Origin of the sequence: Bacteroides sp. A1C1, from assembly GCF_004328515.1 — a bacterium.
Taxonomy (GTDB): domain Bacteria; phylum Bacteroidota; class Bacteroidia; order Bacteroidales; family Bacteroidaceae; genus Bacteroides; species Bacteroides uniformis.
In genome coordinates, this window is record NZ_CP036491.1 from 3505850 (window position 1) to 3528297 (window position 22448).

The 22448-nt window shown below is 47.7% G+C and carries 29 protein-coding genes, 1 tRNA gene and 1 pseudogene; 14 read left to right on the forward strand and 17 right to left on the reverse strand.

Going from position 1 to position 22448, the window contains the following annotated elements; translation table 11 throughout:
- Positions 1–66 precede the first annotated feature (66 nt).
- The 3 genes from rny to EYA81_RS14315 all read right to left on the reverse strand — a co-directional run bounded on the left by rny (position 67) and on the right by EYA81_RS14315 (position 2350).
- A complete protein-coding gene (gene rny / locus EYA81_RS14305) occupies positions 67–1605 on the reverse strand; it encodes a ribonuclease Y (protein ID WP_005835816.1) in 1539 nt (512 codons plus the stop codon).
- Between the two features lie 125 nt (positions 1606–1730).
- Entirely contained in the window at positions 1731–2021 is a 291-nt protein-coding gene (locus EYA81_RS14310; protein WP_005826408.1) for a cell division protein ZapA, read from the reverse strand.
- Between the two features lie 14 nt (positions 2022–2035).
- Complete coding sequence (locus EYA81_RS14315) at positions 2036–2350, reverse strand: hypothetical protein (RefSeq protein ID WP_005835817.1); 315 nt, start codon at positions 2348–2350, stop codon at positions 2036–2038.
- Positions 2351–2879: 529 nt separating this feature from the next.
- Here EYA81_RS14315 and EYA81_RS14325 point away from each other — a divergent pair.
- The 4 genes from EYA81_RS14325 (at position 2880) to EYA81_RS14340 (ending at position 4895) form a co-directional block, all read left to right on the forward strand.
- Positions 2880–3254, forward strand: a complete 375-nt coding sequence (locus tag EYA81_RS14325) for a DUF2141 domain-containing protein (RefSeq protein ID WP_034525507.1) — start codon at positions 2880–2882, stop codon at positions 3252–3254.
- Between the two features lie 12 nt (positions 3255–3266).
- On the forward strand, positions 3267–3851 hold the full coding sequence (locus tag EYA81_RS14330) for a hypothetical protein (protein WP_005826414.1): 585 nt from the start codon (positions 3267–3269) through the stop codon (positions 3849–3851).
- 16 nt (positions 3852–3867) lie between these two features.
- The gene (locus EYA81_RS14335; protein WP_005826416.1) at positions 3868–4158 is read left to right on the forward strand and encodes a transcriptional regulator; all 291 of its coding nucleotides are present in this window, start codon (positions 3868–3870) and stop codon (positions 4156–4158) included.
- A gap of 158 nt (positions 4159–4316) precedes the next feature.
- Complete coding sequence (locus tag EYA81_RS14340) at positions 4317–4895, forward strand: MTA/SAH nucleosidase (RefSeq protein ID WP_005826419.1); 579 nt, start codon at positions 4317–4319, stop codon at positions 4893–4895.
- 109 nt (positions 4896–5004) lie between these two features.
- Here EYA81_RS14340 and EYA81_RS14345 read toward each other — a convergent pair whose 3' ends face one another.
- Positions 5005–5364, reverse strand: a complete 360-nt coding sequence (locus tag EYA81_RS14345; RefSeq protein ID WP_009036614.1) for a YbaN family protein — start codon at positions 5362–5364, stop codon at positions 5005–5007.
- Positions 5365–5399: 35 nt separating this feature from the next.
- On the opposite strand from EYA81_RS14345, the gene EYA81_RS14350 reads away from it, so the two are divergent.
- The 4 genes from EYA81_RS14350 to EYA81_RS14365 all read left to right on the forward strand — a co-directional run bounded on the left by EYA81_RS14350 (position 5400) and on the right by EYA81_RS14365 (position 8090).
- Positions 5400–6272, forward strand: a complete 873-nt coding sequence (locus EYA81_RS14350; RefSeq protein WP_022401645.1) for a pyridoxamine kinase — start codon at positions 5400–5402, stop codon at positions 6270–6272.
- Positions 6273–6286: 14 nt separating this feature from the next.
- Positions 6287–7120: a phosphodiester glycosidase family protein gene (locus EYA81_RS14355; RefSeq protein ID WP_131225957.1), complete on the forward strand. Its 834-nt coding sequence runs from the start codon at positions 6287–6289 to the stop codon at positions 7118–7120.
- Positions 7121–7225: 105 nt separating this feature from the next.
- The gene (queD, locus tag EYA81_RS14360) at positions 7226–7558 is read left to right on the forward strand and encodes a 6-carboxytetrahydropterin synthase QueD (protein WP_005826426.1); all 333 of its coding nucleotides are present in this window, start codon (positions 7226–7228) and stop codon (positions 7556–7558) included.
- Positions 7545–8090, forward strand: a complete 546-nt coding sequence (locus EYA81_RS14365; protein ID WP_131225958.1) for a radical SAM protein — start codon at positions 7545–7547, stop codon at positions 8088–8090. Before queD ends, EYA81_RS14365 begins: the two co-directional genes overlap by 14 nt.
- A 57-nt stretch (positions 8091–8147) precedes the next feature.
- Here EYA81_RS14365 and EYA81_RS14370 read toward each other — a convergent pair.
- From EYA81_RS14370 to EYA81_RS14395, 6 genes and pseudogenes are all read right to left on the reverse strand, one after another.
- Positions 8148–8220, reverse strand: a tRNA-Trp gene (locus EYA81_RS14370).
- A gap of 75 nt (positions 8221–8295) precedes the next feature.
- On the reverse strand, positions 8296–8886 hold the full coding sequence (locus EYA81_RS14375) for a uracil-DNA glycosylase family protein (protein WP_131225960.1): 591 nt from the start codon (positions 8884–8886) through the stop codon (positions 8296–8298).
- 39 nt (positions 8887–8925) lie between these two features.
- Positions 8926–11022 (reverse strand): KamA family radical SAM protein, encoded by a 2097-nt coding sequence (locus EYA81_RS14380; protein ID WP_131225961.1) that lies wholly within the window; start codon positions 11020–11022, stop codon positions 8926–8928.
- A gap of 163 nt (positions 11023–11185) precedes the next feature.
- Entirely contained in the window at positions 11186–11812 is a 627-nt protein-coding gene (locus tag EYA81_RS14385; RefSeq protein ID WP_131225963.1) for a hypothetical protein, read from the reverse strand.
- Positions 11813–11898: 86 nt separating this feature from the next.
- Positions 11899–12039: pseudogene (locus EYA81_RS14390) on the reverse strand (sodium:alanine symporter); the annotation flags it as partial.
- 291 nt (positions 12040–12330) lie between these two features.
- Positions 12331–12972: a helix-turn-helix domain-containing protein gene (locus EYA81_RS14395; protein ID WP_025834754.1), complete on the reverse strand. Its 642-nt coding sequence runs from the start codon at positions 12970–12972 to the stop codon at positions 12331–12333.
- Between the two features lie 149 nt (positions 12973–13121).
- Between EYA81_RS14395 and EYA81_RS14400 the strand changes: the two genes are divergently transcribed.
- The 3 genes from EYA81_RS14400 to EYA81_RS14410 all read left to right on the forward strand — a co-directional run bounded on the left by EYA81_RS14400 (position 13122) and on the right by EYA81_RS14410 (position 15428).
- On the forward strand, positions 13122–13298 hold the full coding sequence (locus tag EYA81_RS14400; RefSeq protein ID WP_005826447.1) for a histone H1: 177 nt from the start codon (positions 13122–13124) through the stop codon (positions 13296–13298).
- Between the two features lie 94 nt (positions 13299–13392).
- Positions 13393–14658: a putative DNA modification/repair radical SAM protein gene (locus EYA81_RS14405; RefSeq protein WP_117600679.1), complete on the forward strand. Its 1266-nt coding sequence runs from the start codon at positions 13393–13395 to the stop codon at positions 14656–14658.
- On the forward strand, positions 14655–15428 hold the full coding sequence (locus EYA81_RS14410) for a TIGR03915 family putative DNA repair protein (RefSeq protein WP_117600680.1): 774 nt from the start codon (positions 14655–14657) through the stop codon (positions 15426–15428). Before EYA81_RS14405 ends, EYA81_RS14410 begins: the two co-directional genes overlap by 4 nt.
- Positions 15429–15511: 83 nt before the next feature.
- Here EYA81_RS14410 and EYA81_RS14415 read toward each other — a convergent pair whose 3' ends face one another.
- Genes EYA81_RS14415 through EYA81_RS14430 form a run of 4 tightly spaced genes read right to left on the reverse strand, consistent with a single transcriptional unit; the run spans position 15512 to position 19578 of the window.
- Positions 15512–16492, reverse strand: coding sequence for a lytic transglycosylase domain-containing protein (locus tag EYA81_RS14415; protein WP_117600681.1), 981 nt, complete (start codon positions 16490–16492; stop codon positions 15512–15514).
- Between the two features lie 42 nt (positions 16493–16534).
- Positions 16535–17260 carry an SDR family oxidoreductase gene (locus EYA81_RS14420; RefSeq protein WP_117600682.1) on the reverse strand — a complete coding sequence of 242 codons (726 nt, stop codon included), beginning with the start codon at positions 17258–17260 and terminating at the stop codon, positions 16535–16537.
- Between the two features lie 12 nt (positions 17261–17272).
- Positions 17273–17683 carry a secondary thiamine-phosphate synthase enzyme YjbQ gene (locus EYA81_RS14425; RefSeq protein WP_016273290.1) on the reverse strand — a complete coding sequence of 137 codons (411 nt, stop codon included), beginning with the start codon at positions 17681–17683 and terminating at the stop codon, positions 17273–17275.
- A gap of 23 nt (positions 17684–17706) precedes the next feature.
- On the reverse strand, positions 17707–19578 hold the full coding sequence (locus tag EYA81_RS14430) for a PAS domain-containing protein (protein ID WP_117600683.1): 1872 nt from the start codon (positions 19576–19578) through the stop codon (positions 17707–17709).
- 212 nt (positions 19579–19790) lie between these two features.
- On the opposite strand from EYA81_RS14430, the gene EYA81_RS14440 reads away from it, so the two are divergent.
- From EYA81_RS14440 to EYA81_RS19685, 3 genes are read left to right on the forward strand one after another with little or no spacing between them, the layout of a single operon-like run.
- Complete coding sequence (locus EYA81_RS14440; protein ID WP_117600685.1) at positions 19791–20537, forward strand: SGNH/GDSL hydrolase family protein; 747 nt, start codon at positions 19791–19793, stop codon at positions 20535–20537.
- A gap of 22 nt (positions 20538–20559) precedes the next feature.
- Positions 20560–21024, forward strand: a complete 465-nt coding sequence (locus EYA81_RS14445) for a MaoC family dehydratase (RefSeq protein ID WP_005826461.1) — start codon at positions 20560–20562, stop codon at positions 21022–21024.
- 2 nt (positions 21025–21026) lie between these two features.
- A complete protein-coding gene (locus EYA81_RS19685) occupies positions 21027–21233 on the forward strand; it encodes a hypothetical protein (RefSeq protein ID WP_009036627.1) in 207 nt (68 codons plus the stop codon).
- On the opposite strand, the gene EYA81_RS14455 is transcribed toward EYA81_RS19685, so the two are convergent.
- The 3 genes from EYA81_RS14455 to EYA81_RS14465 are packed head-to-tail and all read right to left on the reverse strand — an operon-like array spanning position 21179 to position 22311.
- On the reverse strand, positions 21179–21535 hold the full coding sequence (locus tag EYA81_RS14455) for a nitrous oxide-stimulated promoter family protein (protein WP_117600686.1): 357 nt from the start codon (positions 21533–21535) through the stop codon (positions 21179–21181). The genes EYA81_RS19685 and EYA81_RS14455 overlap by 55 nt on opposite strands.
- 2 nt (positions 21536–21537) lie before the next feature.
- Positions 21538–21816, reverse strand: coding sequence for a zinc ribbon domain-containing protein (locus EYA81_RS14460; protein ID WP_117600687.1), 279 nt, complete (start codon positions 21814–21816; stop codon positions 21538–21540).
- Positions 21817–21852: 36 nt separating this feature from the next.
- A complete protein-coding gene (locus EYA81_RS14465) occupies positions 21853–22311 on the reverse strand; it encodes a GNAT family N-acetyltransferase (protein ID WP_005835863.1) in 459 nt (152 codons plus the stop codon).
- Positions 22312–22448 lie beyond the last annotated feature (137 nt).

The window sequence follows — 22448 nt, forward strand, 5'->3', positions numbered from 1 at the left end:
GGTGCAAAAATAAGAAAAGGGTGAATACGAATTCACCCTTTTCTGCATTTATTTTCTTTTCTGATGTTACTTTGCGTAGCTCACCGCACGTGTCTCACGGATAACGGTAATCTTCACCTGACCCGGATAAGTCATTTCGTCCTGAATCTTCTTGGCGATTTCACCGGAAAGGTTCTCCGTCTGCTTGTCGTCAATCTTGTCTGCACCGACAATGACACGCAACTCACGGCCTGCCTGGATGGCATATGTCTTTGTCACTCCCGGATAGGACATGGCCAGTTGCTCAAGGTCGTTCAGGCGCTTGATGTATGCTTCTACAATTTCGCGGCGTGCTCCCGGGCGTGCTCCTGAAATGGCATCGCATACTTGTACGATGGGGGCCAGCAGGCTGGTCATTTCCACTTCGTCGTGGTGGGCACCGATGGCGTTGCAGATGTCTGGCTTTTCCTTGAACTTTTCTGCCAGCTTCATACCATAGAGTGCATGCGGCAATTCCGGTTCCTCATCGGGTACCTTACCTATATCATGCAGCAGTCCGGCACGTTTTGCTTTCTTCGGGTTGAGTCCCAGCTCTGATGCCATCACAGCGCAAAGATTGGCTGTCTCGCGTGCATGCTGCAAAAGGTTCTGGCCGTATGAAGAACGGTATTTCATCTTACCGATAATGCGGATAAGTTCCGGATGCAGACCGTGGATGCCCAGGTCGATAGTAGTGCGTTTACCGGTTTCGATGATTTCCTCTTCTACCTGCTTGCGTACTTTGGCAACTACCTCTTCGATGCGTGCTGGGTGGATACGTCCGTCTGTTACTAACTGGTGCAATGCCAGACGTGCAATCTCACGGCGAACCGGGTCGAAAGCTGACAATACGATAGCTTCCGGAGTATCGTCTACCACAATTTCCACACCGGTGGCAGCTTCCAGGGCGCGGATGTTGCGGCCTTCGCGACCGATGATACGTCCCTTGATTTCATCTGATTCGATGTGGAATACGGTTACTGAGTTTTCAATGGCTGTTTCCGTAGCCACACGTTGGATGCTCTGTATCACGATGCGCTTGGCCTCTTTGCTTGCCGTCAGCTTGGCGTCGTCCATGATGTCGTTGATGTAGGACTGGGCTTGCGTTTTGGCTTCTTCCTTCAGGGATTCCACCATGCGCTCTTTGGCTTCTTCGGCAGAAAGTCCGGAAATGGCTTCCAGCTTTTCTATTTCCTGGCGCTGCATGTGCTCCAGTTCTTCTTTCTTCTTGTCTACGATGGACAGTTGGGCTTCCAGATTTTCTTTCACGGCTTCTGCTTCCATCTTCTTGCGCTGGATTTCTTCCTGGCGTTGGTTCAGTACCAATTCACGTTGTTTCAGCTTGTTTTCTGCCTGCTGTATCTTTTGGTTACGTTGGGCCACTTCTTTTTCCAAGTCTGCCTTCTTGTTCAGGAATTTTTCCTTTACTTCCAGCAACTTATTCTTCTTAATCACTTCCGCTTCCGCTTCCGCATCTCTCAGGATACCGTCGTATTTGTTTTTCAGCCCGTGCTTGAAGAACAAGTACGAGGCAAACCCTCCGACAATGAAGCAGGCAATGGATAATACTATTGTAACTACTGTCATTTTATTAATTTGTTTTTAGTATATAAATAAAAAAGCACTGCATAAAAGCTTGCTTTGATGAAGGGCAAACTTTTGTACAGTGCGCGAATTTCTCTCTTTTACCGACCCGACGGAGGGATTGCAGCTTATTGTTCCTTGAAATAGGTCTCCAATACCTCTGTCAGTTCCTTTATTTTAGCTGTATAGGGTTCAGTATCATTACGGTCCTTCAACTGAAGGTTTTCTAAAGCGAACTGATAGGCCACCATGGCTATAATTCTCTCTAGAGACACATTCTGATAATGCTCCCGATACGCATTGAGCCTGATATCTACCTGCTTGGCGGCTTCTCTTACCATTTCCTCGTCCTCACGGTTGATTGTGAGAGGGTAGGAGGCTCCTGCCATCTGCAGGTTTATCTTTATCTTATCGTTCATACATCCTCTTCTCTTTATTCATTCAACAAAGCGATGCATTTATCGACTTCACGCACTAATTTGGACAATCGCAGTTTCGTCTCTTTCACGTCACTGCCGTTAAGGCTGATTGTCGTAGCTGTTTTTAGGTTCGTGTAGTTAAGTTCCAGTTCCCGGTATTCAGCTTGTACCTTCCCGTATTCCTCCTCTTTGGCTTCAAGAAGTTGCTTTAGCTCAGCATTTTCGCGTTTTAATTCATCGTGCAGATAGATTAAATGCCGCAGTCTGGCTTCAAAGGTACTTAATAGCTTCTTTTCTTCGTCTGTCATCACTACACCAAAATTGTACACAAAAATACAATTTACTTGGAGATTACAAAAACTTTTCGGGGAAAATATGCTGTAGAAGTGCCGAAATAACCGAAGTGGCCTATGAAGTACTGGTTTTGAGGGATTGAAAAAGGGTGGCGGAGGCTGGCTTTTCAAGAGATGTGGATAGGTATGGAACAATTTGCTTTTTAGAAGGATTTTATTTCTTGCTTTTCGAAAGCTTAGTATCTCCGTTACTAAATAGTAATCGTCCGACGCTTGTTTAATTATCGTCCGACAGTTGTTGGACGATAATTAAACAGATGTTGGACGATAATTGAACGGTTGTTGGACGATTACTGTTTAGTAAGGCCGAAATTACTTTTTGCTGTTTTAGGCACTACTCTTTAGGTGCGGTTGGAATAGTATGTAGTAAAGGAAGGAGGAGATGCTAAGAAATAAATAAAATAATTTATATAATAATTTGGTTTATAAAATAAACCTTTTATCTTTGTATCGGAGTTCGAACCCGAAATGTGATTTTGGTATGTATAACTTAAAGAGAATGATTATGAAAACGATTGTTTGTAGAAGTATGGCGGCAGCTCTTCTTTGTGTATTTGCATTGGGGGTGTCTGCGCAAGATGTTCTGAAAGTGAAGGTGATGAACATACCTTCTGCTGTGGGAAAGATAATGATTGCCACTGACAAGGGGCAGTATGGTATGGTAGATGCCAAGGGCACGGAGGCGGTACTGGAACTGAAAGATGTGACAGTGGGTAAATATAAGCTTTATGTCTATCATGATGAAAACAACAATTATCAGTTGGATAGGGAAGACGGAATTCCATCTGAGTATTGCGCGATAGCGGATGTGGAGGTGAGCGCCGACACGAAGCAGGTGGAGATAGCACTTAAGCGGGTATTAAAAGGAAGCAACAAATAAGGCGGCAGGAAAATGGAAGAAAGAAAATTGAATGAGAAAGAGAGTTTAGAACTCATCACTCGGATGATACAGAACACGAAGGACAGAATGGCGGAAAATTCAGGGACACCTTTTTTGCTGTGGGGATATGTAACGGTAATTATCTCGTTGCTGGTTTGGTTTCTATTGAAGGAAACGGGCAATAACAATTGGCAATTCCTATGGTTCCTGCTTCCAGTCATAGCCTTTCCTGCTACGTTGTGGAGTCAGCGGAAGGCTCGGAAAATGTTGAAGACCTACATAGACCGTGTTGTGGATTATGTGTGGACGGTATTTGGACTGGGTGCTTTCTTGGTATCGTGTACCGCCATATTTGTATGGAAGATTCCTATTCTGTTTGTCATTTTGCTGATGATGGGGATGGGAACTGCCCTGACGGGACTGATTGTGAACACGAAAGTGGTTACGATAGGGGGAGTGCTGGGAGCCTTGCTCTCGTTGGGATGTTTCTATATGCCCGGCATAGACCAGATACTGTTTTTTGCATTGGCGTTCGTCTTTATGATGGTGATTCCCGGACATTACATGAACAGTGTGGCGAAGCGTCACAAACAATAAAAGAAGAGGATGATATATGTTTAAAGAACTGAACCCTTTGCTCCATAGCGAACTGCGGCTTGCGGTGATGTCGTTGCTTATTAGTGTCGAGGAGGCGGACTTTGTCTATATCCGCCAGCAGACCAAAGCTACGGCAGGAAACCTGAGCGTGCAGATAGACAAACTCAGCAAGGCGGGATATGTGGAGGTGACAAAGACTTTTAAAGGAAAGATGCCTTGTACGATTTGTAAGATCACTCCGCAAGGAGTAGACGCATTTGAGGAATATGTAGAGTCATTGAAATCTTATCTGGCAGGGAGGTTGTGAGTGTGGGTGACTTTACATTTATGGGGTAAAGATGGAAATCTTCTGAAAAAGGTTTCTATCTTTGCCTTTTTCATGAGAAGGAGGAGGGTGTGTCATCAACCGTTTTGCCACCCTCATGCCGGACAAAATTTAAACAGACTCTAAAAAGATAGAATGATATGAGAATTTTAGTCACTTATGCCGTACAAGGCGAATTTACGGAATTGAAATTTCCCGGACTGATAGGGGAGGAAGAGGTGCAGATAGGCTATCTCCGTACCGGTGTGGGAAAGGTGAAATCGGCTTTTTATCTTTCTGAAGCGATAAGCCATGCGCAACCGGACTTGGTGGTCAATGTAGGTACGGCAGGGACTATCCGTCATCGGGTAGGAGATATTTTCGTATGCCGTCATTTTGTAGACCGTGATATGCAGAAGCTGGTGGAGCTTGGTATGGAGTATGAGATTGATTCAATGGATTTGTTGTCCCAAAAAGGATATTGTTTACACTGGCCGGCAGGCGGTGTATGCAATACGGGGGATACTTTCTTGACAGAACTCTCGGATGTGTCCGGTGATGTTGTGGATATGGAAGCCTATGCCCAGGCTTTGGTATGCCGTGCCAAGAATGTTCCTTTCATTTCGGTGAAGTACGTGACGGATATTATCGGGCAGAACTCCGTGAAACATTGGGAAGACAAGCTTGCCGATGCTCGGAAGGGGTTGGGAGAATTCTTCGAAAAATTGGGAGGAGTTTGATTAATGTGCTAATATGCCAATGTGCTAATTGGCTGCGCTATGTGTATATTAGACTCTCACACCGCAGGTCATTGGCACATTAGCACATTAACCACATTAGCACATTCATTTATCTCAACGTCTTGAATGACAGTATATGCCAAGTCACCCCCACAGCGACAAGGAACAATACTGTCTTTATTTCTGTTAGTGGAATCAGGAAGAAGATGCAGTAAACCATTGTTCCCCACATCAGCAGTAGGGAGATGATTTTGGCACGTAGAGGGATGGCTTTGTTCTCGCGGAAGCTGCGGATGTAGGGACCGAGGCATTTGTGGTTCAGCAACCATTGGTACAGTCTGGGTGAGCCTCTGAAGTAGAGTGCTGCCGTGAGCAGCAGGAAAGGCGTGGTGGGCAGCAACGGCAGGAAGATGCCGATGATGCCGAGTGCCAAAGAAACTGTTCCCAAAATGATGCAGACGGTTTTCATGCGGCAAATGTAGGAAAAATAATAATATAGATAATATGTATGCGAATAAAGTAAAGAAGGTTGTTGCCGTCCACGACTTGTCGGGAGTCGGACGGGTGTCTCTGACGGTGGTCATTCCCATCCTTTCGTCTATGGGCTTTCAGGTGTGTCCGTTGCCTACAGCCGTATTGTCGAGCCATACCCAGTATCCGGAGTTCTCTTTTCTGGACTTGACGGATGAAATGCCGAAGATTATTTCCGAGTGGAAGAAGCTGGAAGTACAGTTTGATGCCTTTTATACCGGCTATCTGGGTTCTCCGCGGCAGATACATATTGTTTCTGACTTTATTGATGACTTCCGCCGACCGGACGGTCTGGTTGTGGTAGACCCGGTGTTGGGTGATAACGGACGGCTTTATGCGAACTTCCACGAGTCCATGATTGATGAAATGAAACATCTCATCACCAAGGCCGATGTCGTTACTCCCAATCTGACGGAGCTGTTCTATCTGCTGGGTATTCCTTATAAGGAGATGAATACGGATGAGGAATTGAAGTCATACCTTCGCCGGCTTTCCGATTGTGGTCCCGAAGTGGTGATTATTACCAGTGTGCCCGTACGGGATGATAAGCATAAGACGTCCGTGTATGCCTATAACCGGAACGGTAACCGCTACTGGAAGGTTACGTGTCCTTACCTGCCGGCCCATTATCCCGGAACGGGGGATACGTTTACCAGTGTCATCACCGGAGCACTGTTGCAAGGCGACAGTTTGCCCATTGCCCTGGACCGTGCCACGCAGTTCATTCTGCAAGGTATCCGTGCTACTTTCGGATACGAGTACGACAACCGTGAAGGTATACAGCTTGAAAAGGTATTGCATAATCTCGACATGCCGATTCAAATCTGCAGCTATGAATTAATTTAAACCAATCTCATCTTATGAAAAAGAAAATATTCCTGGCAGTGTTTCTCTGTTGCGGCATGTTTGCAGCAATGGCGCAGACTGCTGCCGACTCTCTTGCCATCGTTTCTGCCGACTGGCAGACTGAGCCCCTGCAGAAAGGGATGCTTTATAAAAAGGCAGTATTCAGTTCTTTGTATGGAGTTCCTCAGGAAGTGTCTATTTTTGAAATATCCCCGAAGCGCTACCGTTTCGATGTGCTCGTCCACAATCCCAAAGAGGAGACCAGTGTAGCCGCCCGGCATGCAGGTGCGGTGGCGGCCATCAATGGTTCCTATTTTGACATGAAAGTCGGGAATTCCGTCTGCTATCTGCGTAAGGACGGGGTGGTGATAGATACTACCTCTACCGGGGTTCTGGCAACAGTGTCCAATGGAGCTGTACTCATAAAGAAAGGCAGGCTGGAACTGATTCCCTGGAGCAAGCAGGATGAAAAGGCATGTACTTTGAAAAAAGGCACTGTGCTGGCTTCCGGTCCTTTGATGCTGAAGGACGGGCAAGTGTGCGACTTGTCCGGGACTAACCGGAATTTTGTAGATACCAAGCATCCCCGCAGTGCTGTGGCGCTGACAAGAGAAGGAAAAATCCTGCTTATTGTCGTTGACGGACGTCGGAAGGGAAAAGCGGAAGGTATCAATATACCCGAGCTTGCCCATATGATTCGTATATTGGGCGGGGAGGATGCGTTGAATCTGGACGGCGGTGGTTCTTCTACGCTGTGGAGTGGGGCGTTGCCGGATAAAGGAATAGCCAATACCCCGAGTGGCAGTGCAGAGCGTAAGGTTGCCAATTCTCTTTGTGTGTACGAATAAGTTAGGGAAGTAAATGGATAAATCTTAAGTTTTTTGTAATTTTGCCGTCGCATCGAGGTGACATTAGATGCGGCAACTTATTATATTAATTAGCGTATTAACAATATGTACACAGTCATCAAACGCATGGAAGTGTCGGCTGCCCATAGCCTGAAACTTTCTTATCGCAGCAAGTGTGAGAATCTGCACGGTCACAACTGGATTATCACTGTCTATTGCCGTTCCAAAGAGCTGAATGCGGACGGAATGGTGGTAGACTTCAGTCACATCAAGCAGGTGGTAAAGGAACAGCTGGACCACCATAATCTTAATGAAGTGCTGTCCTTCAATCCCACAGCCGAGAACATAGCCCGTTGGATATGCGACCAGATACCCACTTGCTTCAAGGTAGAGGTGCAGGAGTCGGAATCAAACATTGCCGTCTATGAGGAAGATTAATGAGATATTCTACAGTTTGCAGGGAGAAGGATACCATACGGGTACCCCGGCTGTCTTTATCCGTTTTTCCGGTTGCAACCTGAAGTGCTCCTTCTGTGATACGCAGCATGAGGACGGCATACTGATGTCCGATGAAGATATCGTAACAGAAGTCAGTAAATACCCTGCCGCTACCGTGATATTGACCGGTGGAGAACCCTCCCTTTGGATTGACCGTGAATTTGTGGATTGTCTGCACCAGGCGGGAAAGTATGTCTGCATTGAAACAAACGGTACCCGTCCGCTGCCGGATAATATAGATTGGGTGACCTGTTCTCCCAAGCAGGGGGCAAAGCTGGAAATTACGCGTATGAATGAAGTGAAGGTAGTGTATGAAGGGCAGGATATTACTGTTTATGAGCAGCTGCCCGCCGGGCATTTCTTTCTTCAGCCTTGCTCTTGCAGCAATACGGTCGAAACGGTGGATTGCGTGATGAAGCATCCTAAGTGGAGGCTTAGTTTGCAGACACATAAGCTGATAGATATCCGGTAGGCATTTATAAAACGAATAATGGCTGTAAGCAATACTTACAGCCATTATTCGTTCATGCACGGGAGGAGAGGCTCGAACTCCCGACACCCGGTTTTGGAGACCGGTGCTCTACCAACTGAGCTACTCCCGTGTTTGCGGCTGCAAAGGTAATGTAAACTTTCAAATATACAAGTAACAGACGTACTTATTTTCTAAAGAAAGTTGCTTACAACATCTGTAAGTCCTGATACATAATGCGATACGCTGCTGCTTTTTTTTCCAGAGCCAGCGGGTAGGCTCTCGAGGAAGAAGGCATCCGGTAGAGGCGCATCGGATGGTTTTCGAAAAGAAACTCCGTGAAGTCGCCTACTTTGGGCTTGTCGATGGAGAACTGCGTGCATAGCGTGTCCGTAGCCTTCTCGCCGGTGGTGACGATAGCCTTGCATTGCGGTATCCGGTGTAGCAGGGCAGGGACGTCCGTGGGTTGCACCACTTCCAGAAACTTATCCGAGGCATTGTCTTGCAGGCGCCGTATGGCAGAGGCTGTGTCGAACAAAGCAATACCCTTTTCCTGCAGGAAACTGATGAGACGTTCTTTGCAGAAAGCCTTCTTCGTTTTGTCTACAAAATAATCCTTGTCATTGAAGAAAAGGAACCCGGTAATCCTCCACATGTCATTGTTCCAGTTGGGGTAGTAAAACTCCATGGACCACCGCTTTTTCTGCGGAGGAAAGCTTCCCAGCATCAGCAGACGGGCGTTGCCGGGAAGGAAGGGTTCTAAAGGGTGTTGTTCTATTTCGATACTTTCCAATTTCATTGTTCTGCCTGCAAAAGTACGGAATATATCTTGGATATGCTATCCTGCAATGTCCTGATTGCTCATTCTGTCGGTGATTTGGAAGGGGAAATCAGGATATTCGTAGAGGCTGAACCGGGATTCCGTCTTGCCTTCCGTATAGTTCCAGATGGTGGCATATTCTTCGGCGTCTTCTCCCATGGCTTGCAGCTGACGGAGGTAGGAGGCTATGGACTTGTTTTCTACGATATATATTTGTCCCAGCTGGTCTATTATAGGGCTGTGGCGCCGGGTGCCGTCATGGTCGAACCGTAGGATGCGCTTGCCTTCGGGGGTGATGCCTACCATGTTGAAGGTCATGCTCTTGCCGATGGCGGGCAGATTGAGTACATTGCGGTCGGTGGCGAGGAAAGGCAGGTGGTGCGTTTTCAGGAAACGCCGGATGCAGGCTGCCGGGTCATGGACGGTTCCAAGCAGTACGGACAGATTATGGGCATCTTCCTTGGTCAGCTTCCCGAAGCGCTTTTCTTCCCGTTGCTCTTGTACGGAACGGCTGTTGGGAGTAAACACGGCATTGTTTTCTTCAAAACCTTTCACGGAGAAGGTGTAGTAGCAAACCACTCCCAACTGATTGAGCACTTGGCGCAGGCGGGTGGTATGCCCCCGGCGGGATGCAGCTACGTTGTATACCAGTTGGTTGTCAATGAGCCAGCCTGCCGCCAGCAGTTTGCGTATTCCTTCGGCAGCTTCCGGAGTGACTTCGAGCGGGGTTTGGAAATGTGTCTGGATAATGAACTGGCGGATGCCGATGGTAGACGCCTTTTCCTTGAATTCCCTTAGAATCTCCACCAGCCCGTCATTGATGCGCATGGGCAGGTAGGCGGGGAGGCGTGAGCCGAGGCGTACGCGTTGCAGCTCTGCATACTTTTCTCCTTCGGGCCGTTCCTGATTGGCTTTCCGCTTGCGGACTGCCATGCGGTAGACGGCATCCAGAATATTGCCCAGCGTCTTGTTTTGGCTCATCAGTGCGTCACCGCCGGTGATGAGAATGTCCCGTAGTTGCGTGTCTTCCTCAAAATAGGCTATCAGCCGGCGCAGCTTCTTTTCCCATGTCTCCTTGGGGCGCAGGGTGTCAAACTCAAAATTGAGCCGTTTGCTTTGAAAGTCGTACATACGCTGACAAGATGCGCAGAGTCCTCCGCAGGCGCGTCCCATGGTGTCGGGGATGAGGATGGCCACTTCCGGATAACGGCGGTGGATGTTATGCCCGTCGGGCAGCAGCCAGCCGGCGGCGTTGGGTTTACCTGGTTCTACGATATCCTCCCGTTCCCAGGCACGTATCTGTCCGTAGGTTTCCACCAGTTGGGGTGAATAGAGTATATAGCTGCGCAGGGCCTCGTCGTCGTATCCGCTGCCGGTGCAGTTCAGCAGTGACAGATAATAGGGGGTGGCGAAGAAAGGCATTCCCTTCTTACGGGCTTTTGAGAGCAGGTACATGGTTTCGGCAGAAAGGGAGTTGCCGAGAAGACGGTTTAGCTCCGTAGGGCTTTTGACGGCCATGGCAAGATGGAAACGGAAGTCATTCCACCATTCGCTGACGAGGTTGAACTTCTCCTCGTAGCTGAGTCCCTCTTCGAAATGGAAGCGGGAAGCCGGGGTCTTGCGGTGCTCAATCTTCTGCACCAGTGCATGCAGGATGCGTTCCTTGTTCTTTGCACGGATATGCTGCACGTCTTCATCCAGTCCGCTGGGCCAGCGTTCGGTCAGGGTTTTGATTTTCTGTGCGGAGGGCAGGGTGGGGGCTGGTTGGTGGAGGCGTTTGAACTGCTGGAACAAGTCGATGAACAGGTCCGTTTCCGTTTCCTCTTCCCATTGTCCCGTGAGGAAGGAATGCAGCATTGATAAAGTTGATATGGGCAGCTGTTCTCCGATGGAGAGCTCGTGTACTTCCTGCCCGTCAAATTCAATCAAGAGTCGAATTTGCTTACCGGCCTCGCTGTCCACTTCCGGATGTCCGGCAATGTACTCCGTCAGGTTGGCCTTGAAGGCTTCCGTATCGTCGCTTTGAACGGCGATGCTGACCAATTCAGGGAGTTCGTGCCGATAAAGTTGTTCCAGTTGTGAGAGAGTGAGTGCAAGCATTTTCTTTTGTTTCATAAGCGGTTGTTTTTTTGAAGTTAATATTTATGATGGTTGACGCGGGGTGCGTCCTTGTGTTCCGTGAGGGGAAAATGATTTCATTTGCTAAAAATAACAAAAAAAAGCGGGAAATTTCTTTCCCGCCTTCTTGTTTCTAAAGTTCTTTAGAATTCTTTTTCTTTTATTTCTCTTCGTTGTCTTTCTGTTTCGGTTCCTTTTTGGCCAGCATCACTACGTTGTAAACGTACTCGGTCATCCATTGTTCCGAATATCCCAGACGCTCTTTGTACTGGCGTACTGCCGCTGCCGTTTTGTGTACATCGTCCTTTTTCCATACGGTTTTTGTACAGACGTCGTGTACGGTTTTTTCGGTCATGCTGCGCAGTGCTCCCTTGAAGATGGAAGGCATGCGGAATTTCCACTGCATCAGGTTTCCCATCAGCATCATCAAGTCATTGGAGAAGCCTTGATACATAAAGAGATAACCTTGTACGTCGTTCTGCGTACGGCAGTGCTTCTTGACGGAAGTATCAATTTCCTTGAAGAAGTTTTCACTGATGCCGTAGTCCTGCATCAGCATCTTGCGCGAAGCGGCCTTTTCCGCTTGTCCCAGGCGGCCTCCCTGCGTGGGGATTTTGAACAGACGCTTGAAGTTGGCTACATCCGGCACAAAGCGGATATTGGTGATGCCCAGGTTGGCGGCTATTACAGACTGGAAGTAGACGCGTGTCAGTGACACGAAGTCTTCCACATTCTTTGAAGATACTTCTCCGGTATTCTTGTTGAATAGTTTGGCAAATAAACTCATATCAAATTACGAATTACTGATTACAAATTACAAGACCGCGGGTCATCCGGCGGTTCCGGCTGCAAAAGTACGAAATAAGTTGGTTATCACCAGCACTCTATGTCTTTTTCTACCTCTTTCAGGCGGTTCTTGGTGAAAACGGGGTCTTTGATACCGGCGCTTTTCTTTGTGCGGTAGTCTTCAAGCAGCCTGAAAGCGTATTTTCCGAGCAGGCTGATGGCAATAAGATATACTTTTCCTTGGCATCGCCTTTCCCGTCTGAGTCACCCAGCAGACGTACCATTTCCTTTATCATCCGGAACTGTACAAAGCGGGTTCTCAACGTAAACCATACGGTGCATCCCAATTTAGTAAAAAACTCACATAAAAAAAGTGCTATCCTCTGTCGTTATTCAAGGCTACCTCTGTCGTTAACTGAGATAGATACCTTGCAAGTTGATGATAACAACGTAGTATGAACTCGCATGCTGCAATTTGTACCATGGACAAATCTGGAAAACCTGACGGAATCTCCTTGCCTATTTCAGCCTGAAGTGAAATTTGTGTCCTTCAAACACCGGTTCCACTATGTCGTAACGAACAAACTTTGCCAGCAGATGTTCGGCGGCGCGTCGGGAAAGATGCGCCAGGCGGCAGTAACGGTTCAGTGAAAGGCGGTCGTTTTCTTCCAGCAGATTGAGCAACAGTTGTTCCCGTTCGGTATATTCTATCAGTTCTCCTTTCGGACTTCCGCTTTGCTGCCAGACGCGCAGATGGACGGGAGTAGCCAGGATGTTTTCATCCTTGATGCGGAGATAGGCCAAGTATTTTCCTGTTTCGTCCTTGGCATATACCGGCTTCCGGTCACTTTCCTCGATTTGTACCACCAGCACACTGCGGCCTTCCACCAGATAGGTCTGCATGGTGTAGTTCACTTCGGGGCTGCAATAAAGTCCGGCAGCCGCTTCTATCATATATTGTTCTTCGTCCGAACGGACACCGGCAATTTTCCCGTTATCTTTCACTCCGATGAGCAGTTTTCCACCGTCTGTATTGGCAAAGGCTGAAAGGGTTTTGGCTATCTTGCGGGCGTCGGATATTTCGAACTTGAAATCCTGCTGTTGGTGCTCTCCTTCGGCTATGAGAGCGTGTATATATTCGGTGTCAGTAAGCGTTTTCATGCTTGCAAAAGTAGATAAAAAACGCGTAAGAGCCCCTTTTTGCGGCGATTTTACCGAATATTTCAAAAAAAATATCGTTTTTCTGCATTTATTTCAAGAAAGAATGTATTTTTGCCAGACATTATTAACGAAGTAATTTAAAAAGGATTATGAAAGAATTAGTTGAAAAAGTAGCTGCATTGTATGCAGACTTCTCAAAAGATGCAAACGCTCAGTTGGAAAACGGTAACAAGGCAGCAGGAACTCGCGCTCGTAAGGCTTCTTTGGAAATCGAAAAAGCTATGAAGGAATTCCGCAAAGCATCTTTGGAAGCTTCTAAGAAGTAAGAAAAAAAGCATATTTGATGCTGCGAAAGACTGCCACTACTGGCGGTCTTTTTTGTTTTTGAAAAGTATTATTGTTACTTTTGGCGCAGGTATTATGGATGAAAACGTTCTCAATAAATTGAAGATACTGGCAGAGTCGGCAAAGTATGACGTCTCTTGTTCCTCCAGTGGTACGGTGCGCTCCGGCAAGGCGGGTATGCTGGGGAACACTGTGGGCGGTTGGGGTATCTGTCACAGCTTTGCCGAGGACGGTCGGTGCATTTCCCTGCTTAAAGTGATGCTTACCAATTATTGCATCTACGACTGCGCCTACTGCATCAACCGCCGCAGCAACGACCTACCGCGTGCCACGCTGTCGGTGACCGAGCTTGTGGACCTCACCATGGAGTTTTATCGCCGCAACTACATCGAAGGGCTTTTCCTGAGCAGTGGGGTGGTGCGCAATCCCGATTACACGATGGAGCGTCTGGTGCGTGTCGCCAAGGACCTCCGTACTATCCATCGTTTCAACGGATATATCCATCTGAAAAGCATTCCCGGCGCCAGCCGCGAACTGGTGAACGAGGCGGGGCTTTATGCCGACCGTCTCAGCGTCAATGTAGAAATACCGAAAGAGGAGAATCTGAAACTGCTTGCGCCGGAGAAAGACCATAAGAGTGTATATGCGCCGATGCGCTACATCCAGCAAGGGGTGCTGGAAAGTTCGGAAGAACGCAAGAAACACCGCCACGCTCCCCGTTTCGCTCCTGCTGGACAAAGCACACAGATGATAGTAGGCGCTACCGCCGAGACGGACAAGGATATTCTGTATCTTTCGTCAGCTCTCTACAAGGGACCTACGATGCGGCGTGTCTACTATTCGGGCTATATTTCCGTCAATACCTACGATAAGCGCCTGCCGGCATTGAAACAGCCCCCTTTGGTGCGTGAAAACCGCCTTTACCAAGCTGACTGGCTGATGCGCTTCTATCAGTTCAAGGTGGAGGAAATAGTGGATGATGCCTATCCTAACCTTGATTTGGAGGTTGACCCCAAGCTGTCCTGGGCTTTGCGCCATCCCGAGCAGTTTCCGATTGATGTGAACAAGGCGGATTATGAGATGTTGCTCCGCGTGCCGGGCATCGGCGTGAAGTCGGCACGGCTGATAGTGGCTTCCCGGCGTTTCTCCAAGATAGGTTTCTACCAGTTGAAGAAGATAGGGGTGGTGATGAAGAAGGCGCAGTATTTCATTACCTGCTGTGAGTTGCCTATGCACACGGTCAACGAACTGACCCCGCAGGGGGTACGCAGTCTGCTGCTGCCCAAGCCTAACCGTAAGAAGGTGGATGAGAGACAGTTGGTACTTAATTTTGAGGAATGAATATTTTCCTGTATGACCATACGTTTGAAGGATTGCTGACTTCCGTGTTCGAAGCCTATTCCCGCCGTACCTTTCCCGATGCGCTGCTTTTGGAAGGAGAGCCGCTTCCTTTGTTCTACGACGGGCTGTTTACCGTGGTGACCGATGAGGAGAAGGCTGGTCGTGTCTGGCGGGGATTGCAGAAGAAGCTGTCGTCTACGGCACTTGCTTGTCTGGCCCAGTGCTGGCTGGCCGAGGAGCCGGAAACTCCCATGCTCCTTTTCCGCTATATTCGCAAGGCAATAGATGCTCCTCGTTCCATTGAAACAAACTTTGCCGACCTTGATGTGCTGGAGTTCTCCCGTATGTGGAAGCGGGTGGATTGGGAGCGTATACGCCTGCTTCAGTTTGTCCGTTTCCAGAAAGCTGCAGACGGTACTTTCTTTGCGGCTGTCGAGCCCGAGAAGAATGCCCTTCCCCTGGTGACGGAGCATTTCAAGGACCGTTTTTCCGACCAGCGTTGGCTGATTTATGACATCAAACGCGCCTATGGATACTATTACGACTTGAAGGAGGTGCGCCAAGTGACTTTTGGTGAGGACAGCCGCGAAGGGCATCTTGTCACCGGCATGCTCGACGAAAGTCTGATGGACAAAGACGAACGGCTTTTCCAATCTCTCTGGAAAACCTATTTTAAGGCAATCTGCATCAAGGAACGCCTCAATCCCCGGAAGCACAAGCAGGACATGCCCGTGCGCTATTGGAAATATCTGACGGAGAAACAAGTTTAATGAAGAATAAGGAATGAAGAATGAAGAAATTAGCCGCGCTGTGGTACCGAATGGTAATTCTTCATTCCTCATCCTTCATCCTTTTAGTTGATAACCCAGTGCTTGTCGTGGGGCACTGTTTTCTTGGGGTTGTAATGCATTCCGGCTTGTGTCGGTATTTTTAGTATGTATGTACGTCCGCTTTTATTCATCAGCGAGGTATCCCGCAGCCACGGATTGGCATCTTTCAGTTGGGCATAGGTGATGCCTTTATCTTTGGCAAACTGTGCCAGGTTGCCGATGCCCGTTGTGACGGTCACTTCCGTGTAGGGGATGGGCGGATAAAGATGTTCCCGTTTCAACAGAAAGCCGTACTGCTGCGGATTGCTGATGACTGCTTTGGCTGCCAGCAGGCGGAACATGTAGCGCGAAGTCTCTTCTACCAGCCATAAGTCGACAGCCTGGTCCACCATTTGCTTCTGCAGTTGTGTGGAGATGCGTCCTTGCCCGGCATTGTAGGCAGCGGCTACGCACAGCCAGTTCCCGTATTTCTGATAAGCATCTTTCAGGTACTTGCAGGCTGCTTTGGTCTCTTTCTCGATATGGTATCGTTCGTCGATGTTGCTGTTCACCTCCAGTCCGAATTCGCGTCCGGTGGCAGGCATGAACTGCCATAGGCCGGCGGCACCCGCAGGCGATTTGGCAAGCGGGTTCAGGTTGCTTTCTATCACAGCGAGGTACTTGAAGTCATCGGGAAGGCCGTTGGCTTTTAGTATAGGCTCTATGACGGGGAAGTAGCGGTTGGCACGCTTCACCATGAGCATGGTGGTGGAGTGCATGTAGGTGAAGGACATCAGTTCGCGGTCCATACGTTCGCGGTGGTCGTAGCGAAGCAGGTCAATAGCTTGTCCGGCAAAAGTGATCTTATCCGGTACGCTGGGGGAGGTCACGCAGTAGGGAACTTCGGATTTCACGGAATCGCGTTCGGGATTCAGCGTACTGCTGCCTGCGAGGAAGGGGAGGCTGGAACCTGCGCACAGTGCAATGGCAGCGGTAAGCACGATATATTTTGAATTTTTCTTCATGTCTGTATGTATATTTCTGTTTGGAGACGTGAAGATACGAAATCAATTCGTTATAGGCAACCTTTCCCATAGCCATCGTGGAATCATACGCCAAAAAAACACCAGTACCCGGTAGCGTCCGTCAATGACAACTACCCGTCTCTTTTCTCTTAAAGCCTTGATTATGTGCTGTGCTACACGGTCTGCTTTCATCAGCATCGGGTATTTTCCGTTTTTCAGTAAATCGGTGGCAACAAATCCCGGACGGATGTCGGTGAAGTGTATATCAAGATGCTGCATCCGGGCAAGTTGTGCCAGCGCTTCGATATAGGTATTCTGGAAGCGTTTGGTGGCAGAGTAGGCCGGTGCAACGCCTAGTCCTTTAGTGCCTGCAATGGAACTGATGACAGCAATATGTCCGGAGCCTTTTTCCTTGAAATAGTTGAAGGCGGCAGTCACCATGCGGGTAAATCCCTCTACATTGGTACGTGCCGTGTTCAGTTCGATGTCCGGTTGTAAGTCCCGGTTTTGATGTCCCACGCCGGAACTGAGGAAAAACAGGTCCATGCCTCCCAGCTTTTTTATCAGGTTATGGAGGTGTAGAGTCGCTGTCTCTTCCGTAACGTTCAGCTGTTCCGTGACTATCCGGTCGGGTGCGGTGGCTTGCAGGGCATGCAATGCCTCTTTCCTTCTGCCGGCAATGCCTATATGCCAGCCTTGTTGTACAAGTATCCTGGCTACTTCTTGTCCGATGCCTGAAGTGGCACCGATGATGATGGCTTTCTGCATGATGATAGGGGATTATCCGATGGCGGTTGCTACAATTCTTCTTCCTCCGCCCCGGTTGCGGAACTCGCAGAGATAGATGCCTTGCCAGATACCCATGTTCAGACGCCCATTGGTGATGGGGATGGTGAGGCTGGTTCCGCTGAGGGTTGCCTTGGCATGGGCGGGCATATCGTCATCGCCTTCGCATGTATGTTGGTAATAAGGTTCCCGTTCTTTTACGAGGCGGTTGAAGATGGCTTCCATATCTGTCTGTACGTCAGGGTCTGCATTCTCGTTGATGGTGAGGCCTGCGCTTGTATGCTTGATGAACAGATGCAGGATTCCGGCAGGCGGAAGCGGTGGAAGGTTGCGTATAATCTCCTCTGTCACCAGGTGAAAGCCACGCCGGCGAGGGGTCAGGGTAAATTCTTTCTGTGCGGTCATAAATCATTGTTTTTCGTTTGTTGTCAGGATGGTCTTGTCCAGCAGGGCAGTTCCACGGTGAATGTGCTTCCCACTCCCATTGTCGAATCTACGGTAATCACTCCATTCATTTTCTCAACGATGGATTTGCAGATGGAGAGTCCTAATCCGGCACCTTGGGCAAAGGAGTCCACCTTTTCGAACCGTTCGAATATCATTCCCAGTTTTTCGGGGGGAATACCGCATCCAGTATCGGAAACACTGATTCTTATGCTGTCTGTGTCCATTTCGTAGCACACTTCGATATGTCCCTGCACGGTGTTTTTCAGTGCATTCGATATGAAGTTGTTCAGTATCTGTTTGATGCGCATCGGGTCGTGCTCTATCTGGCCGGGGGCTGCCGGATGCCTGGCAAAGAGTTTTACTCCTGCCGGAACGTTCCGTTCGTACTCGGTAATACTTTCCTCGATGAGTTCTGCCGGATTGAACCATTCGGAATGGAGCTCTATATGTCCGGCCTCTATCTTGGAAAGGTCCAGAACGTCGTTGATTAGTTTGAGCAACAGTTGGTTGTTGTGGTTTATCAAAGAGATGTACTGTTCCCTTTCCTGCTCGTTTTCCACATAGTGCAGCAGGCTGGAGAAACCGATAATCGCATTTAGCGGCGTGCGGATTTCATGGCTCATATTGGCAAGGAAAGCGGATTTCAGCCGGTCTGCCTCTTCGGCCTTTTCCTTGGCTTGTATCAGCATTGCTTCCGTCTTCTTTAATTGGGTGATGTCATAATTGATGCAGATAATCTCTATGATGTTCTGTTCAGGCATGTAGCGTTCTACAATGATGTTGACGTGGGTCCACATGAAAGAACCGTCTTCTTTAAGAACACGTACTTCCCGGCTGAGCTTGTGTGCCAGTCCTCTCTTTACATTCTGTAGGAAGTCAAGCATGATAGTACGGTCGTCTGGGTGGAGATGATTGTAGGTTCCGATGATTTCGGACAACGGTGTTCCTGTTTTCTCACCCAAGTTCTTGTACCAGCTGCGTTGGGCATAGCCTTGCTCATTAAGAAGGTCATAATTGGCATATCCCACTTTGGCATAGTCACCTATAAGCTCAAAGTGGCTCTCGAACTCTTGTATTTTGTTGTAAGCGACGGTCGTTTCCGTTTTGTCTGCGTTGATTAGCAGATAGTTGGTCAGGTTGTGATTATCGTCGTAAAGGCTTGTGACTTTGGTTACAAGGTCTATGGTGCCCGTCTTCTTCTGTGTCTTGTAGTAATTGCCTATTTTAGAGAAGTCATACCGGAAAGTGAAGTCTGCATTTTCATGTTTTCTTAACTTACTTTTCATCTCTTCCGGGAAAATCGGATTCTCGAAAATATTGATTCCAAGTAGATCTTCTTTCTGTTTGAGATGGAACATTTCCTGCTCTTTGTCATTCATATCTATCAATATTCCCTCTCGGTTATAGAGCTCAATTCCTACCGGAAGATATTTATAAATATTATGGAGGAGACGGTTACGCTCTTGTAAGGCTTGGGATGCCGATGACATGTCGGGACCGTCTTGTGTTTCGGCAATGCCGTAGATTTTGACATTATCGTTTTCGTCGGTTCTCTGTAGGCATACCTTGCTTCTTATCCACGTTGGACCCTCTACTGTGTTGAGCAGATATACAGTCTCTTGTGCCTGCCGGATATTGTTGAAGGAATGTGTGGTAGTATGCCGTTGTTCCTCTTTCAGAATACGTTTGTTGAAATCTTTAAAGCTGATGGTTCCATTCTCATCCAGTCCCAGCAACCGGGAGATATATCCGGAGCAAATGTAACTTTCGGTCTTTAAATCAGCTTCCCACCATCCCATATTGGCATTGGTCATCATTGCTGACAGTAAGTCATAATCAAATTTAGAATTCATACCGGAATCTTTAATAGTGGTGTTTTTGTTCTGTCACAACAATTAAGATATTGACAAAGATACATTATTTCCAAATTAATATGTGATGAACGGAAATAAAAATAAGGGTTATATGTGTTTTGGGGAAATGGGAAAAAGGTACCCGAGTTTTTGTACTTGCCGGAATAAGACGTATATTTGTTGCAATTTTTACATCTTAACAAGAAAATGCCATGAAGCGTATTGGACTCTTTGTAATAGTTTTTTTCTGCATATCACTCTTACTCCATGCAAGCGGCCCGCGTGTCTTGTTTATCGGAGATTCTATCACGGACGGTAACTGGGGGAATGCCTGTGGGATGCCCAAACCGACTGCGGAGCGAAGTCTTTGGGATATGAACCATATTTATGGTAGCGGCTATATGTATTTGTGTGCAAGTCATTATCAAGGAGATTTCCCGGAAAAGGAATATGCTTTTTTTAATCGTGGCATCAGTGGAAACACTCTCAGGGATTTGGAGAAACGCTGGGAAGAGGATGTCATTGGAATGAAACCGGATGTGCTTTCCGTCTTGGTGGGGACAAACGATGTACATTACTATCTGCAGGGTGACAAAAAAGAGCCTTTTGATTTTGAAGGATGGGAGAAATGTTACCGTTCCTTGCTTGACCGTTCTTTGCAGGTCAATCCGGAATTGAAGATAGTGCTGGGCGCTCCTTTTGTTGCCAATGTCGGCAATATGCGCAAGAGTGGGGATTTTGCAGAACGTGACAGTCTGGTACGTCGCTGTGCCGCCATCGTAGAGAGGATAGCGAAAGACTATCAGACGGTATTTCTTCCTTATAATGCGATGTTCGATGAAATTCTCGGCACTGCTCCGGCTTCTCAAGACACCTATTGGATTTGGGACGGTATCCACCCCACTCCTGCAGGGCATAAACGAATGGCTGATATGTGGATAAAGCGCGTGAATTTATAATTTATCAATAAAATAGAGAGTAATGGAAAAAGTGATTATCAACTCGTACGAGGATTTTGAAAAGCTGGTAGGCCAGCAAATCGGTGTTTCGGAATATGTAGAGCTTCCTCAGGAGCGTATCAATCTGTTTGCTGATGCGACATTGGACCATCAATGGATACATGTCGATACGGAACGTGCCAAAGTGGAAAGTCCTTTTAAGAGCACCATTGCACATGGGTATCTCACCTTGTCCATGTTGCCATATCTGTGGAATCAGATTATTGAAGTGAACAACCTGAAGATGATGATTAATTATGGTATGGACAAGATGAAGTTCGGTCAGGCGGTATTGTCCGGACAGAGCATCCGGCTGGTTGCCCATTTACAATCTCTGTCGAATCTGCGCGGCGTGGCAAAGGCGGAAATAAAGTTTGCCATCGAGATACAAGGTGAAAAGAAGAAGGCACTGGAAGGGGTAGCTATATTTTTGTATTATTTCAATTGATTATGCGTAAGATGGTATGCCCTCAATGCAAAGTGGGGGCATTTTTTGTGATGAATGGACAAGGTGAGCGCCTGCCGGTCTATATCTCTGACAAAGGCGAGATTGTGCCTAAAGACAGCACCTCTTCATTGGAAGGATACGACCTGGATACGGTTTATTGTTTGTGCTGTTCCTGGCGCGGGACTCCGAAGCGTTTGGTGAGATACTGATGGACATACTCCTGCCACAAATGGCAGAGTGCCGCTACGGGATGATATAACAGCATCCGTGGTCCGGCATACCGCATGACTTCACGCATCCGTTCTTTCATTTTGGGCTTGTAGCAGTGAATGCTGCATTGCCTGCAGGTGGATTTATTCTCACCGAAAGGACAGCGTGAAAGACGAGTGCGGGCATACCCCAGCAGTTCCTCGCATTGGGGACACAATTGCTTGTTACCTTCCTTTTTCCGGCAGTAGAGGCGGACCATCCGTTCTACTGTCCGTTTTTCCTGCTCGATACGGGACGGCATGTTTATTGTTTGGATTGCCAGCGTTTCAAGGTCGGGAAGAATTCTTTCATACCGGCAATGGCTTCCTCTTTAGTGAAATTCATTCCGGAATTCTTGTTGAATTCGTCGGTGAACTGTGCACAGTGTTCTATCATTTCGTCCATAGTGCAGTCTTGTGCAAAATTGCCGTGCTGGTAGCAATAGGTGCAATATTCCTCGTTGAGGCTACCGTCGGCATTGGTTCCGAGTACTTCTGCAGATGACAAGGGCATTCCGCAGCTTTGGCAAAGTTTAGCTTCCATAATGTGTGGAGTTAAGTGATATGCAAATATAGGATATTATTTTGGTTGAAGCGTCCTTTTCAGATAAATCATGTCTTTCAGTTGCTTGCCTCCTTCAAATATGGGGTGGTCGTAATTATCGATAAAGAAATCGGGTACCCGGTGTGAGTATGCAAATCCGCAGCTTTCATAGAAGGGGATGGTTAGCGGACTGTCTCCAGTGCCGACAAGCATAGTATGGCACCGGTCTTTATAATGTTCAAGAACGAATGCTATCAGTTGTCTTCCATATCCCTGGCGCTGGTATTCCGGATAGACAGCTATGCTCTTTATTTCGTAGATTCCTTTATCCTCGCAGGTGATTACACAAGACGCTTTGACTGTATCATTATCGGATAGGATGAACATCTCTCCCCGTTCCAGATAACGGTCAATCATGGACTCTTGTTCGTCGGCAAGCAGCAGCAGGTCAAGATATTGCTTTTTGTTGCCGGATATGGGATGTATTCTTATCATATTTCTGAATTTCTGGTGTGAAGTTAGTCATTTTCTATTGAATTACAATGGATATCTCTTTTTAACTGTTGAATGGTTGAGAGTTGCCGGTGAACAAAATCTGCCATACGCCGTTCTTCTCATAATATGATAATCTG